General features: G+C 51.4%; 12 protein-coding genes and 1 pseudogene. 6 read left to right on the top strand and 7 right to left on the bottom strand.

The window, feature by feature from the left end; translation table 11 throughout:
• Positions 1-265 precede the first annotated feature (265 nt).
• Positions 266-2518: a helix-turn-helix domain-containing protein gene (locus tag MYS68_RS01950; protein WP_248924206.1), complete on the bottom strand. Its 2253-nt coding sequence runs from the start codon at positions 2516-2518 to the stop codon at positions 266-268.
• Positions 2519-2733: 215 nt separating this feature from the next.
• Between MYS68_RS01950 and MYS68_RS01945 the strand changes: the two genes are divergently transcribed.
• The 6 genes from MYS68_RS01945 (at position 2734) to MYS68_RS01920 (ending at position 9204) form a co-directional block, all read left to right on the top strand.
• Positions 2734-3408, top strand: a complete 675-nt coding sequence (locus tag MYS68_RS01945; protein WP_248924205.1) for a response regulator transcription factor — start codon at positions 2734-2736, stop codon at positions 3406-3408.
• Positions 3405-5231: a sensor histidine kinase gene (locus MYS68_RS01940; RefSeq protein WP_248924204.1), complete on the top strand. Its 1827-nt coding sequence runs from the start codon at positions 3405-3407 to the stop codon at positions 5229-5231. Before MYS68_RS01945 ends, MYS68_RS01940 begins: the two co-directional genes overlap by 4 nt.
• 219 nt (positions 5232-5450) lie before the next feature.
• Complete coding sequence (locus tag MYS68_RS01935) at positions 5451-6125, top strand: GDSL-type esterase/lipase family protein (protein WP_248930783.1); 675 nt, start codon at positions 5451-5453, stop codon at positions 6123-6125.
• Between the two features lie 38 nt (positions 6126-6163).
• Positions 6164-7570: an MBOAT family O-acyltransferase gene (locus tag MYS68_RS01930; RefSeq protein WP_248924203.1), complete on the top strand. Its 1407-nt coding sequence runs from the start codon at positions 6164-6166 to the stop codon at positions 7568-7570.
• A 15-nt stretch (positions 7571-7585) separates the two neighbouring features.
• Positions 7586-8734, top strand: a complete 1149-nt coding sequence (locus MYS68_RS01925; RefSeq protein WP_248924202.1) for a DHHW family protein — start codon at positions 7586-7588, stop codon at positions 8732-8734.
• Positions 8731-9204 (top strand): DUF4358 domain-containing protein, encoded by a 474-nt coding sequence (locus MYS68_RS01920; protein WP_248924201.1) that lies wholly within the window; start codon positions 8731-8733, stop codon positions 9202-9204. Before MYS68_RS01925 ends, MYS68_RS01920 begins: the two co-directional genes overlap by 4 nt.
• Before the next feature lie 53 nt (positions 9205-9257).
• On the opposite strand, the gene MYS68_RS01915 is transcribed toward MYS68_RS01920, so the two are convergent.
• The 6 genes and pseudogenes from MYS68_RS01915 to MYS68_RS01890 form a co-directional block, all read right to left on the bottom strand.
• Positions 9258-10121: a LysR family transcriptional regulator gene (locus MYS68_RS01915; protein WP_248924200.1), complete on the bottom strand. Its 864-nt coding sequence runs from the start codon at positions 10119-10121 to the stop codon at positions 9258-9260.
• 189 nt (positions 10122-10310) lie between these two features.
• Entirely contained in the window at positions 10311-11369 is a 1059-nt protein-coding gene (locus tag MYS68_RS01910) for an isocitrate/isopropylmalate dehydrogenase family protein (protein ID WP_248924199.1), read from the bottom strand.
• Between the two features lie 116 nt (positions 11370-11485).
• Positions 11486-12790 (bottom strand): CitMHS family transporter, encoded by a 1305-nt coding sequence (locus MYS68_RS01905; RefSeq protein ID WP_248924198.1) that lies wholly within the window; start codon positions 12788-12790, stop codon positions 11486-11488.
• Between the two features lie 257 nt (positions 12791-13047).
• A pseudogene (ku, locus tag MYS68_RS01900) lies at positions 13048-13866 on the bottom strand (non-homologous end joining protein Ku); the annotation flags it as partial.
• 181 nt (positions 13867-14047) lie between these two features.
• Complete coding sequence (gene fur, locus MYS68_RS01895; RefSeq protein ID WP_248924196.1) at positions 14048-14524, bottom strand: ferric iron uptake transcriptional regulator; 477 nt, start codon at positions 14522-14524, stop codon at positions 14048-14050.
• Between the two features lie 236 nt (positions 14525-14760).
• Positions 14761-15639: an SDR family oxidoreductase gene (locus MYS68_RS01890; RefSeq protein WP_248924195.1), complete on the bottom strand. Its 879-nt coding sequence runs from the start codon at positions 15637-15639 to the stop codon at positions 14761-14763.
• Between the last annotated feature and the right edge of the window lie 16 nt (positions 15640-15655).

Here is a 15655-nt window from a genome sequence, read left to right as displayed (position 1 = left end):
CGTGTGTTCCGCTATTTTTATAAACTACTTATTTTCGAGGAATAACGTTCCTAGTGTCGTTCGCTCTTATATGGTTCAACCCTTGATTTCGCCCATGCCTGTAACCTGACAACATTGGGCGCTTACGCCCTGGACCCGCCCGCCGGGAGGGAATGCTCGCTGCCAGTTCGCGTTTACCGGTCTTGTTTGCTCCCGCAAACCTATGACCGACACGCTTTACCCCGATCGATAGGCCGTTGATACTCAAAAAACACGATCTTGCGATTCAATGTTCTTCCTCCGGCGCCAGCTGCCTGTATTTGCGGTAATCGCCGGGTGTGACGCCAACGACCTTCTTGAACGTTCTGCCGAAGGAGATCGAATGGAGATAACCGACTTTGAGGGCAATATCCTGTATCGGCTCCTCGGTTTCGTGCAGCAGCTTCTTGGCATGATCCATCCGCAGGTTGACGAGGAAATCGACGAACTTCATGCCGAAATGCTCCTTGAACAATTGACTGGAATACTTGCCGTTTATGGAAAATTTGTCGCTGATATGATTTAACGATAAGTCCGGGTTGGCGTAGTTTTCTTCAATGTAGGCGCGGATTTCGCGGATGAGATGATGATAGCTTTTGGACTCTTGCAGCGAGACTTGCTTGGCGTGCAATTTTTCGAAGGCGGAAACAAACGCCGGCAGCAGATCTTCGAGCGTTTCCGCCCGTTCTGCGGCGGCCGTCAGCTCGGGGTGAACGGCAGTGCGCCAATATTCTCCGAGCGCAGGCTCGGCCTCGAGCATCGAGCGCTCCACAATGTTGATCCAATATTGCAGCAAATGATCGACGACCTCCTGCGGAAGAACGTCCTGCTCCAGGTACTGGGCGAAGGAGCTCAGCCGGCCCGGAAAAGACGCGCTGCCCATGCGAAGGTCCTGCAGCATGGCATCGAACAGCTGAAAGTAAACCCGCGTATCCCTCGGTCGTTCTTCTTCCAGCTCCTTGAACGAGATCAGCTGATTGCTGCCGAGGGACATTTTAAACTGCAGCGCCTCCACGGCTTCTTCAAAGCTGGCGGAAACCTCGCGCACCCCGGCGGCCGGACGGCCGACACCGATCGTGACGGAAAATTTCAAATTCAGCGCCACCCAGACCCGCAAATGCTCGAGCATATCGGCGGCGCGAGTCTCCAGATCAGAGGACGAAGCGGCATTGTCCAGATACAAAATCGCCAGACGGCTGCCGGATATCCATTCCTCCCATATTCGGCCGCCGGAAAATTCCTTCGATACGTTCGCCAGAGCATATTTGAGCAGGTGCTGGTCCTGTAACGAATACGACTCTTTAAACCGCTCGTAATGATCGATTTCCACCACGGTGGCGGTCAGGCAGCTGAAATCGTCCGGCAGGTGAAATTCCGCCATACGCGCTTTCCAGACGCTGTCGTCGGCGTGGCCTTGCCCGTGGATCAGTTCCAGGAACGCCTGCTTTCGCTTTGCGGGCAAGTCCTCCATGCGGCGCTTCTCGTATACGTTTTTCTCCTGAAACAGGTTGTCCAGCACTTTCCGGATATAGGAAAATTCGTCGCTGCCTCCTCCCTTGAGTTGGTTTTTCCCGTAGGCGTTGATCTGCTGCACGATGTCCTCCACCGGCTTATAGTTGCGCCTTGTCAGAACGAAGGTGAAGATCAGGCTGATAAGCACCGTCAATACCCCGATACCGATCCAAATTCTTGAAATGACGGTCACCCAGCTAAAAAGAACGCCGCCGTATACCCCGCTGATAAAATCCCACCCGATATAATCCGAATGGAGGCGGGTTACGACTTTGCCTTGGTGCTTGTTGTCCGCGGGCCGGGCTGCCGCGGCTTCGGGAAGCGGGTACACCGTCTCGCGATCGGCGGTCTGAATTTCAAGAAACGTGATATCGGGATTAATCGATTCATGAACGAACTGCAAGAGCGCGTCCACTTTAACGTTGACGACGATGATCCCTTGATTGCCGAAGGGCAGCAGCGCCTTCTTGGTCATGGAGATGACGCCCACCTTCGGCTCGGAGCTGAACTCCGCGTACTTCCGGACCGGCGACCACATTGCGCTGGCCGGCTTGCTGAGCGCCTCCTGCAGAAACGCATTGTCTTCAAATTCGGTCAACCGGGAGTAGAGACTTTTGGACAGGACGATTTTATCCGCCGACCTGTATAAGTAGATGGAGTGAATCAGCGGGTTCTCCTCGATCAGTTTGCCGATCTCCCGGGATACCAAATAATTGACCAGCAGCTGATTTTCTCCGCCGGCCATTTCGAAAAAATCAGCGTAAGCCGGATTGCTGTTAACTCCCTCGAGAACCAGATGCTCAATGTTTCGAAGCGAATTTTGCATCGAGTCGCTGACATATTCGGTAAAAATCCGGTTCGCTTTTTCCGTCTCGTGCACAGAGATTTCGCTGATGATAGACACGGAGATGAAGACCAGCATCGAGATCGTGATGAACAGCACCGGAAGATAGGAAAGGAGCAGACGGTTGCGCCACGTTTTCTTCAAATCGATTCCCCCCGAGTGCAGGTTTTGTTGAACGATCAGATCATGAATTCGCTTTCAATGGAAACAATGCTCATTTCCTACAAAAACCAGTGTACCAAAATTTGCAGAAAGATTTAAGGAGGAAATAGCGAGGCTGAGGAAATAAAAGTTAAATTGAGGCGCCCTCTTAAACATGGTAACATCGTGTTTATAAAACTTTATCGAGGGGATACGTCATGCCGAAAACGATCTTGATCGTGGAAGATCAACAAATACTGCGGGAAATCATGAAGGAGTATTTGTTGGACGAAGGCTTCCGCGTGGTGGAGGCGAGCGATGGGAGCCGGGCTTTGGAGTTGTTTCATGAGCATGAGATCGATCTGATCATTCTGGACATTATGCTGCCGGAATTGGACGGGTGGTCCGTCTGCCGGCGGATTCGCAAGACGTCGAACGTTCCGATTCTGATGTTGACGGCCCGGTCGGACGAGAACGACACGCTGCTGGGATTTGAGCTCGGTGCGGACGATTACGTTGTCAAACCTTGCAGCCCTCCCATCCTGCTGGCGCGAACGAAACGGCTGCTGGAAAACCGGCAAATCCGCGAGCCGGGGGATACGTTGTCCGGCGGGGGGATTGCGGTCCATCTCCCGTCCCGCACCGTTACGCTGGACGGGAAGCTCTGCAGCCTGACGCATACGGAATTCGAAATATTGGCCTGCCTGATGAAGAACAAAGGCAACATTATCACACGGGATCAACTCATCTCGAAAATTTGGGGCTACGACTTCGCCGGCGACGATCGTACTTTAAGCAGCCATATCCGCAATCTGCGTTCCAAGCTGGGCGAGCATGCATGCCGGATCGTCACCGTCGTTCGTTCAGGCTACAAATTCGAGGATCGGCCATGAGGAAGAGCATCGTCTTCAAGCTGTTTCTGCTTACAACAGGCTTATGCACATTTGTGATCGCCAGTATCTTTGCCGGACAAACCTTGTTTTTCAAGATGTTCTACGTGTATAAGAAGGTGGATAACGTTCGGACCGCCCTTCAAGCCGCTTCTCAAGAAGATTGGAGAAATGCCGGGGATGCCCGGACCGCGTTCCGGAACGAGCAGCAATTTTATCAAAAATACAACACCTGGATTACCGTGCTGAACTCCGAAGGCAGCTTGAAGTATGCGGACGACTTCGAAATGGAGGTGCGATTGGAGAATTCGGCGGACGCTTCCGCTCTATCTGGCCGAACAATTGCCATTCCGCTCTACACGGTCATGAATGTGGAAGATTTGAGCGCCGACAATCCGCTTCGATCCGACATCCTCGTTAAACCGGGGGGACGCATCGCCATCGAAGGCGTCCTGATCGACAAGCAGCTGTTCCCGCAGCGGATCGGGAGGAACGCCTCCAATCTGCGGGAGGAAAACCGTCTGGAAAACGGACAGCTCAACCGCAAGGAATACGAAGTCGTCCCGAGGTTCAAGAGCCCGACCGAATATCACGAACGTTACCCTAACGCTTTGGTATACGGTACGCTAACGCAAGTCCGGACGCCGGAGGGAGCGAACGAATCGCGGTATACGAACCATTTGTTTTTGGAACGGGTGAAAGCTTTTCAAGCCGAACTGCTCTACGGAGATTTCAGCGGAAAAGCCGATACCGTCAGCGATTACGAGGAAAACAACGTTCCTTACAAAATATTCGTCAAACGCTTGACGGATCGGACAGGAAACGCCGAGTACTTGTTTGCCATGACGTCGCTCCAGCCCGTGAACGAAGCCGCGGGAGTGATGATCCAGTATTACGGCTATATCGTGTTAGGCACCTTGCTGCTTGTCCTGCTGGCCTCTTTTTATTATACCCGCCGCATTGCCCGTCCGCTGCTTCGCATGAACGACGCGACGCAAAGAATGGCCAACCTGGACTTTTCCGCCCGAATTCCGGTTTCAACCGATGACGAGATCGGCAACTTGTCCCGCAACATCAACGAGCTTTCAAGCTTACTGCATGACCATATCGTCCGGCTGGAGCAGGATATCGAGCGGGAAAAGCGGCTGGAGCAAACGCGAAAAGAGTTCATCGCCGGCGTATCTCACGAATTGAAAACCCCGCTCAGCGTCATCGAGAGCTGCCTTTACATTATTAAAGACAAGCCGGACAGCCAGAAGCGAGAGCATTACTTCTCGGCCATGGAAGACGAAGTGAAGAAGATGAACCTGCTGATCGCGGACATGCTGGAGCTCGCGAAATACGAATCCGGGACCTATAAGATGGAAATGTCTTCTTTCCGCATCGACGCCATCCTGGAGCGGGTTTGCGCGAAGCTGGCTCCGGATATTGCCGGCAAGCGGCTGCGGCTGCATACCCGCTTCGTCCCCGCCTATGTGGTCGCCAATCCGCTGCGCATCGAGCAGGTCGTCGTGAACTTCCTGACGAACGCGATCCGCTACACGCCGGAAGGCGAAAGCGTCTTCGTTAAGGCCGTCGAGGAACGGGAGACCGTCAAGGTATACATCGAAAACAAAGGCGCTCACATTCCGGACGACCAGATGGAGAAAATATGGGATCGCTTCTACCGCGGCGAACGCTCCCGCCATCGTTCGACCGGCGGCACCGGGCTCGGCCTTGCCATCTGCAAGCAAATTTTGGAGCTGCACGGGGCGCCTTACGGGGCTATGAATACCGAGGACGGCGTGCTGTTTTTCTTTGAATTGAACAGGAAGAAGGAAGCGTAGAACTTCGGTTCTGCGCTTTCTTTTTAGAATCAGAATTTATAAGCCGCAGGCGTTAAACATCTGATTCGCAAGAAAAGCTTCCGCTTAAACACGAAAGTATCTTCATAGAACAGGCTTCGATCAGAAGCTTTTTTTATTCGATCTGCAATTCATCTGCATATGATCTTTATTTTCATAGCGTAATCTTCTCCTTGACCCATACGAAAGGAGAAATGAATGATGCTAAAAAAAATGTCGGTTGTGCTGGCGATCGGAATCGTCGCCTTATCGGTTGCGGCGTGCGGGAATCAAGTCAACCATGGACAGGCCCCGGCTTCCGCGGCTTCGGGAACGATAACGAACGCGGCGGCGACTTCGCAGCCGTCTTCATACGAGCTGCTGTATCGGACAACCATTTTTCTCGGAGATTCGATTACGGAGGGACTGTCTTATCACGATGTGCTGAAAAAGGAAAACGTGCTGGCCGGTGCGGGAAAGACAGCCGAATTCGCGATGAAAGACGTTGACGACCTGGCCGGACGAAAACCCGAACGCGTGTTCATCCAATTGGGATCGGACGATATTCTGTGGCCGACGGCCGATCCGAAGCAATACTCGCTGAAGCACTACGCCGAGTTGATCGACAGCATCAAAGCGAAGCTTCCGAAGGCGAAGATTACGCTGCTGACGGTAACCCCGGTTACGGCCGACGCGGAGAAAGCGGAGCCGCGTTACCGAAATATCGGAGATTACAACAAAGGGCTCAAAGCGCTCGCCGCCAAAAAGCAAGTGGGATACGTCGACCTGACTCCGCTCGTTGCCGAGCATTCAAATCTGTATGACAAGGACGGTATTCATTTCCAAGCGGCGTTTTATCCGTTCCTGCTCGATTACTTGAAAGATCGTGCGAATTGACTGATAAACGTCCACAATGCTCCTGGAGGTAACGAGAATTGGTATTCAGCAGTCTGATCTTTCTGTTTCAATTTTTGCCCGCCGCACTGCTCTTTTATTACGTCTCGCCCAAGAAGCTGCGGAACGCCGTTCTGCTCGCCGCAAGTCTCGTCTTTTATGCATGGGGCGAGCCGCTGTATATTTTTCTGATGATCTTCTCCACCGTTTTCGATTATACGAACGGGCTCCTGATCGACAAGTTCAGGCACCGGAAGACGGTTGCGAAGGCGATCTTCATCGGCTCCCTCTTCGGCAATTTGGCGATTCTTTGCTTCTTCAAATATGCCGGGTTCATCGCCTGGAATCTGAATCAACTGTTTCACCTCCAGCTGCAGGCTGCCGATCTTCCGCTGCCGGTCGGCATTTCCTTCTACACGTTCCAAACGATGTCCTATGTGGTGGACGTCTACCTCGGCAAGGCAGCGGCACAGCGAAATATCGTCGCATTCGGCACCTATGTGACGATGTTTCCGCAGCTCGTTGCCGGTCCGATCGTCAAATACGGAGACGTCGCCCGGCAGCTCGTCTCGCGCAAAGTGACGTTGGAGCGGTTCGGAGAAGGCGCAGAATGGTTCATTAGAGGTTTGGTCAAAAAGGTGCTGCTCGCCAACAATATCGGAATGCTGTGGACGAGCGTGAAAACGGCGCCTGCGGAGGACGTGACCGTGCTATCCGCCTGGCTTGGCATCGTGGCGTTCACGCTGCAAATTTACTTCGACTTCAGCGGCTATTCGGACATGGCGCGGGGGCTCGGCAAGATGTTCGGGTTCGAATTGACGGCAAACTTCGATTACCCGTACATTTCCCGAAGCGTGACGGAGTTTTGGCGGCGGTGGCATATTTCGCTCGGCTCCTGGTTCCGGGAATATGTGTATATTCCGCTCGGCGGCAACCGGCAGGGCCTCGGCAAGCAGCTCCGGAATCTGCTCGTCGTCTGGCTTCTGACCGGATTGTGGCACGGGGCCAGTTGGAACTTTGTCGTCTGGGGTTTATATTTCGGGCTGCTCGTGACGATGGAGAAGCTGTTTCTCCTGAAATGGCTGCCGCGTTGGCCGCTCGCGGTTCGCCATCTCTACACGCTTCTCGCCGTCATCGTCGGCTGGGTGTGGTTTGAATTGGGCACCTTATCTTCCGCGTGGACGTTTATCGGAACCATGTTCGGCTTCGCCGCGCACGGATGGGCGGATCGTCAGGCGCTTTACGATCTAACGGCGAACGGAATCCTGCTCGCGCTGTGTGCGCTGTGCGTTACGCCGCTTCCGCACCGGATGGCCTCGCGCCTTAAGATCAGATGGCGCCTCGCAGGCTCGATAGCATTTCCGGCTTTTTACCTCGCCGCATTGGTTCTGTCGACGGCTTACCTTGTTGGCGGGACGTACAATCCGTTCTTATATTTCCGTTTTTGAAGGGAGGGGGCTGCCGTGAAGGGGTACGACACGAAACGCAGGTCCCTTACGGGTCTGCTGCTGATGTTCTATGTCGGCGCGATGGCCGCGGCGAACTTTCTCACGCCCGACAAGATCTTCTCGGAATCGGAAAATCGGGTGTTGGAAAAGCGGCCCTACTTCTCGCTGCATTCGCTCCTGTCGGGGCATTTCACTTCCGATTACGAACGTTATACGTCGGACCAGTTCGCCTTCCGGGACGCCTGGGTCGGCGTGAAGACCGATACAGACCGTGCCTTGGGCAAAAAGGACAGCAACGGCGTCTTCCTGGGCAAGGACAGTTACCTCATGGAGCGGTACAATTCGCCTTCGGATGCAGACCTTAAGATCAGAGTCCGGGCGATCCAGGGTTTCGACCATGCCACACCCGGTCTTCGCAAGTATGTCATGCTGGCGCCGACCGCCGCCGCGCTGCTGGCGGACAAATTGCCGGCGAATGCTCCCGTCGGCGACGAACGGGCCGATATGGACCGGTTTCGTCGGCTGTTGCCGCAGCATATTCGCTTCGTCGATGTGTATTCCGCGCTGGATGCCGAACGGGAACAACCGATTTTCTATAAAACCGACCATCATTGGACAACCAAAGGCGCTTATTACGCCTATCGGGAGCTTTGCAGGCGGATGGGGATCGTTCCGCAAGACGAAGACTCGTTCGACATCCATCAAGTGGCGGACGAGTTCTACGGCTCGCTTTATTCGAAAAGCGGGTTTCGCCACCTGCAGCCCGACCGGATCGACCTTTATTTGCCGAAGAAAGACAGCAAGATCAAGGTGTCGTACGTGGGCGAAGGCCGCATCTCGGACTCCCTGTACGAACTGGACAACCTTCGCAAGAAGGACAAATACGCAGTCTTCCTGAACGGCAATCATGCCCTGGTCCGGATCGCGACGGACGGTCCGGCGGACAAGAAGCTGCTGGTGGTCAAGGATTCGTATGCCAACAGTTTGATTCCCTTCCTGGCGAAGCACTTCGGCGAGATCGACGTCGTCGATCTTCGGTATGCCGACAAATCGCTCATAACACTCGTGCAAGAACGTCAAATCCAAGACATGCTGATCTTGTACAATGTCAAAACCTTTTTCGAAGACCCGTCCATTCTGAACTTAACGGAGGGATTGCAATGAAACAACGAGGCATCGTAGTGCTTGCGCTTGCTATTGCGATCGGGATCTTGAGCGGATGTTCCGATCGTGGCGGGACTTACGAAACACTAACGGCCGCCGAAGTGGGCGAACGTATTCTGCAAGCGGCAAACTTAAGCGAGATGCAGCGGGGGGATGCCGAGAAGCTGCAAAAGATATACCAAATCGAGGCAAGTGATGTGGCGGATTTCGTTCTGTATACGGCTTTATCAAACGTACAAGCGGATGAACTCGCCGTCATCAAAGTCAAGACTGCGGGCGAAACCGAAAGCGTTATGAATCAAATCAGGCAAAGGATCGAGGCGCAAACGGTCAAATTCAAAGACTACCGCCCCGAGGAATATTATTTGATCGAGAAGCATGTGCTGAAAGCGAAAGGCCCGTTCGTCTTCTTCGCGGTTTCGAAGGACGTGGGCCGCATGGAACGCGCGTTTGACGATGCCTTGAAGTAAGCTGCATGACGACTGAAACGAATATTTCTTCCTCACTTCCGATTTTGATTTTTTCAACTATGATCCATACTTTCCACAAACTCAACAAACGTTCGCAATACATTCAGCTTCAGGAAATCGTCGTGGTAAAACATCCAGGTTTCACGCTTCAGCGGTACTCCGTCTTGATCGGTAAGATCGATCGTTTGCAGTCCAACCGAATCGTCCAGAACCGATCTCGCGAGAATTGCATAACCCAGGCCATTCAAAACCATTTCTTTGCAGGTGTCCGATTTGTCAACCTCCATACCGATGTATGGAGGAACGGAATAATTTCGGTACCACCACTGGTTCACCCATTGTGTAAATTTGTTATCCGCTTTGTATACAATTCTAGGAAGTCGAGGAAGATCGTTCAGGTCAAATGGAGTGCTGCTCGCGACACAGAGGGTCTCCTCGGAGATCAAACGTTTCCTGTCACTCCATTCGTAATTACCTCGAATGAAAGCGACGTGGATTTCTTGGTTGTACATTAGTTTATAAATGTCGGATCCCCATCCGCTTTTCACTTGAAATTCGACATTCGGGTACCGTTCTTTGTAGAGCTTGAGAATACGGGGTAATTTAAACCTTGTGAAGTAATTGGAGGCCCCCACCCGTAAAGTGCCGCTAACCGTCTTTTGCATGTTCGCAATCGTATCTTTTATTTGCCGGTAAAGAGTCAGGATATCCTCCGCACATAGAGCCAAGTATTCCCCTTCCGGAGTAAAATGGATACCTCGGCGTCCTCTTTGAACGAGTTGGACGCCGAATTCGCTTTCGAACTGCTGGATCCGTTTGGTGAGCGCCGGTTGTGACATGTACAGATTTTCTGCAGCTTTTGTGATGTTTTTTTCCTGGGCCAACAATTTGATGATTTTCCAATCGCGATTTTCCATCGTTTATCCCCCTAACGCAAAAAAGCGCGGAAGAGAATGATTCTTCTCTCCCGAACGCCTTATTCCCCTTTCGCGATACCGAATTGCCGAGACATCAGCCGACCGTCCATTTATCAACGCTCGGATACACTATACCAACTTCCTTATAAAAGGTAAAATTCACAGAAATAATGGCTGGCGATAACTTTTTTATATGGTTGCTTGAAGTTTTGTCTTGAGCGTTTGAACGATCGCGGAGGTTAACTCCGTTGTCGAAGCCGTACCGCCCAAATCGGGAGTCAGCGTTTTCCCTGAGCTTACGACTTCGTGGGTGGCCTCGACAATCGCCTTCCCCTCTTTTGGATAACCGAGATTGGAAAGCATCTCCGCGCCGGAAAGAACCAATGCAATCGGATTGGCAATCCCTTTCCCCGCAATATCGGGAGCCGCTCCGTGGGAAGCTTCATAAACCGCGTAGTTCTCACCTATATTGGCACCCGGAGCAAGACCAAGAGATCCCGCCAAACCGCCGGCTAAGTCCGAGAGAATATCCCCATACTGATTCGACGTTACGATTACATCAAATTTTGAAGGATCTTTAACCATAAAATAACAAGCCGCATCTACCATGAAATCGTCAAACGGGATATCCGGATACTCGAGCGCCACTTCACGGCAGCATTGCAAAAAAAGACCATCCGTATAACTTAGAGCATTGGCTTTGTGAACGCAAGTTACTTTCTTCCGTTTGTGTTTCCTGGCATATTCGAAAGAAAATCGGGCTACTCGCACGACCGCTTCACGGGTTGTGAGCTTGATCGCTTCAGCGGCGTAATCGCCGATCTTATGTTCCAAAGCGCTGTAGACATCTTCGGTAATCTCACGCATGATAACAACATCAAGCTTCTCGAATGGGCCGGAGATCCCTTTAAAGCCCCGAATGGGTCTGGGCGCGACGAACAGTTGAAGTTCCCGCCGGATGGCATTGTTGATCGACGGATAGGTGATTTCAGAACCATCCGGTTGTACACAATTGATTCGGCCGGCTTGCTTCTCCACGATCAATGGTCCTTTAATCGAGACTTTGACGTCTTTGATCAATTGAATGACTTCCGGAGCCAGCGGATGCCCGTATCGCTCCAGCGATTGCTGCGCGGTCGGGATCGGAATCCATTCAAAAGACAACCCCGTCGCTTCCAGCACATCCAAAGCAGCTTTCGTAACTTCCGGGCCGATGCCGTTTCCCTCAATTACACCGATTTTTAGCATTTCGTTAGACCTCCATGTGAAGTTGATGTTTTCATCTTAAGAGTAGAGCATCCGCGAAACGAAATAAAATACGGATACCGAATCGCTATTCATAGGATTTTTGCATACCTTGCCTTTTATAGAACCCCAGTAATTAAACAAATAATAAGCATGACGAGTGTTGTACCTATTGCCCATTTCATCGTAAAACGTTGATGATCTCCAAAGTTTACTCCTACAAGACCAACAAGCAAATAAGTGGAGGCAACAAGCGGACTCAGCAAGTGTACGGTCTGCCCGAGTAATGAGGCTCTGCCAATAACCTCCGCAGGAATTCCATATTTCGCAGCTGCCTCTGCAATAATAGGAAGTATTCCGAAATAAAATGCGTCATTGGACATAAAGAAGGTGAACGGCATGCTGGTAAGTGCTGTGATTATAGCTAAGTAATTTCCAAGAGAATCGGGTATGAGGGCAACCACGGCATGCCCCATAGCATCCACCATCTTGGTTCCGGATAAAATTCCTGTAAAGATGCCGGCTGCGAAAACCATGGATCCTACAGCAAGCGCATTACCTGCATGACTTGCGATACGTTTTTGCTGGTCTTTCAGATCAGGGTAATTGACTGTCAATGCAACGGCCGTAGCAATCATAAACATAACGTTAAGCGGCAATATATTGAAAATAAGACCAACCAAGAGTGTGAGGGTCAGGAGGAAATTAAACCATAGCAGCTTTGGACGTCGCAGCTCGAAAGGCTGCAATGCTGCTGAAAGTTCTGCGTTAAGCTGAGGCTCTGCGTCAAATGCACTGTCTAACTGGATAACCCCAAGACGTTTGCGCTCTTTTAACCCAAAGTGGTAGGCAACGAATAGTGTATATACAGCTGCCGCAATCATCGCGGGTATTAAAGGTGTGAACACCTGGGAGGATTCCAGGTGCAACGAACTCATGACCCTTGCGGTCGGTCCCCCCCACGGAAGAATATTCATTACGCCGTTACCCATCATCGCAATACAGGCTAAGATCAATGGATTCATGTTAAGCTTTTTATATAGAGGCAGCATGGCGGAGACGGTAATCATAAACGTCGTCGCTCCATCTCCGTCGAGAGAAACTACAAGGACCAGAATTGCAGTACCTACAGAGATTTTTAATGGATCTCCTTTAACAAACTTTAGAACCTGATTAACAACCGGGTCAAACAATCCTGTATCAATCATAATGCCAAAGTATAAAATACCGAATATTAATAAAACTCCCGTTGGGGCTATGTTTTTTATTCCGGTTGACATCAGATTAGCCAAGTCAGGGGCAAATCCTCCTATAAGAGCGAACACAACGGGTACAAGGATTAAAGCGACTAACGCTGAGAGCCTTTTGCTCATAATGAGATACATAAATACCGCAACCATGATGAAACCTAATATAGCCAGCATCGGTGATTCCCCCCTAATGAATTCGTTTTCAAAAAATAACCAAGAGACGGTATGGATAATTCCGTTTTAGACCAAGTGTAATTAAAGCGTTTTCAACTTTTTCAATAGACTCAAAATCATCCTCCCTTATTTGTCATTTTTTTTGAACATTTATCATGAATTAAATATAGCTGCGCCAGTATAAAAGTTAAAATTCGAATATGGCATAGGTAAACATAAAAAATTCGTATACTACCTCTTCTCTCGATCATAACTCACTATCTTCGGCGTCTCGATCTTCCTGTGGAAAGGGTTGCGGAAGCACTGTCAGGGACCTTAATTGCTGTCGAACCGGCAGGTGAAGTCTCAGGTGCCACTTTCGGGAACGCAGGCGTCGCTGTTTCCGGAGCCATTACATGAGGTTGGCCGATGGCAGCCAAGCTTCGTTGAAGTGCTTCCATCAGGTCAACTACCGGCGCCATTTGAGGCTGCTGAACGGGCCTGTTTTGTATCTTGGCATGAATCAGCTCCCGGAGGGCGGCTTCATAGTCGCTTCTGTAATCATTTCGAAAGCCCCCGCCGATTTGGTTAATCAGCTGCACGGCCATTTGGAGTTCGGACTCGGTAAAAGGCGCCCCGTCTTGAAGTCCGGGAACCTCCGTTACAGGCCGAATTTCCGAGGGGTAATAAATAAAGTTCAGCAGAAGACAGTTGCGATGCAAGCGAAGGACGGTGAGATGCTCGCTTGTTCGAAAAGCGATCTTCGCCACTGCGACCATTCCCGTTTGACTCATGGCTGCATGAAGAAGCCTGTAGGATCTGTCGCCGAATGCGCCCGGCCCCAAGTAATAAGCATTTTCAAAGTAAATGGGATCTATGTTATCCCGGTTCGTGAAGTGAAGTATTTCGATCGTTCTCAGCGTAGGGAGCGGCAGCTTGTCCATATCTTCTTCGGTAAGTGTGATGAAATTCCCCGGAGCATACTCGTAGCCTCGAACGATCTCATGCTGCTGAATCTCGCAGCGGCAGGAGGGACACCATTTTTTGTATTGTATCGGCTGCAGACAAGAAGTATGTAAGCTGTGCCTTTCCACATTGCGCGCATATGCTGCCTCCCTTCCATTTTCCTTATTTTCACCTCGGTCAGGACATTTTAACCAAAGTTTTCAATAAAAAAAGCCGACGGAAACTCCGTCAGCACGTTTCAAAATAATAAGTCGTAGATCAATTTGCTATCACCCGCGGATGCAGAAAACGGGTAAAGCTTGGAGCCTGCGCTCATGAGACAGCTTTGCGCGCCCGTTTGCAATCGCGGTTCGTGCAGGTATGATAAATGCCCGTGAAATCCAGCCGGTGGTCCAGTACGGTAAAACCGTACTCCCGCTCCAGACGCTTCTCCATTTCAAACAGCCAATCGTCCTTGATTTCTTGCAGCTTTCCGCAGACGGCGCATATCAAATGGTGATGCATATGTGCGTGATTGTCGTCGCGAAGATCGAACCGCGCAACACCGTCTCCGAAGTTCATTTTTTCCACGATATGCAGCTCGGCCAGAAGCTCCAGCGTCCGATAAACCGTAGCGAGACCGATATCCGGGTGTTTCTCCTTGACGCGCATATACACCTGCTCGGCGCCCAGATGGTCGGTTTCGTTTTCCAGCAGGACCCGAACCGTCGCTTCCCGTTGCGAAGTCAATTTATATCCGCCCGTCATCAATTGTCGTTTGATCTTGTCGAGTTGTTCTTCGAGGTTCATTCCGTTTCCCCCCAATCAAGCCGGCAGAACCGCTTAATTTAGAATAATTCTAATGTAACTCTTGCACGAGCTGTTGTCAACATGCAGCAAGCTTTGGGGAAATTTTACGCGCGCCCAGCAAGCACGTAAGGACAATTTTTCGCCGCCATTTATGGTGGCATTACTCAAGTGTGCTTGTACGGCAATTTTACAACAAAACAGCAACAGGGCATCCAAATTGGATGCCCTTAACGCAATCAGCCTTGTTGACGAGAAATCGACTCTTTCAGGACCTCTCTAAAACTCTTTGGGGGGCGACCGATCAAATTTGCCAGAGCAGGATCGACTTGCGCGAAATCGCCCTGACGGCTCGCTAGGAACATCCCCATCCGCATATTTACACTCGCTTCCGGCACGCCTTGAGACTTCATGCGGTCCCGAAACTCTTCGTCCGACACAACGATTCGACGGACGGTCCGCCCCAAGATCTCGGAAGCGATTGTCGCAATCCCTTCCATGTCAATTGCTTCGGATGCCGTTAGATTGGGGGTTATGCCATTTAATTCCTGCTCGCATATGATCGCCGCCGCAGCTTCGGCCAAGTCAGAGTGAGTTGTCCAGGCAACCGGACCGTCTTCAGGAGCGATCAATTCCCCTGTTTTTAATGCTCCGCCGATCAACATTAATGCCGATGCGGCGTAATAGCCATTACGGAGCGACGTGAAGGCCATACCTGAAGCTTTCAGCAGTTTTTCGGTAGCCGCATGGTGAATCATAGGAGCGAAGTGCGATGCCGGGGAAGAGCCCATGTGACTTGTGTACAGCACCCGACTGGCCCCTGCCTTCTTTGCCGCGTCAATCGCCGTTTGATGCTGCCGGATACCATGCGGGATACCGGCCTCACCCAGGATGCCGGTCGATACGATGAGAACCTGCGTCGCCCCCTCGAAGGCGTGGTGCAGACTCTCGGCATCGTCGAAATCGCCCCGACGAACACGAACTCCACGTTCCTGAAGCTCTTGTGCCTGATGCGGATCGCGGACGCTGACACCGATCTGCCCGGCAGGTACTCGCTTAAGTAACAGTTCTACCACAGCCCGGCCCAACTTCCCGTTAGCTCCGGTAACGATAATCATGACAACAACATCCTTT

The organism is Paenibacillus hamazuiensis (genome assembly GCF_023276405.1).
Lineage (GTDB): Bacteria > Bacillota > Bacilli > Paenibacillales > NBRC-103111 > Paenibacillus_AF > Paenibacillus_AF hamazuiensis.
Note: the sequence above shows the minus strand (reverse complement) of the source record. Positions and strands in the feature narration are given on the sequence as shown.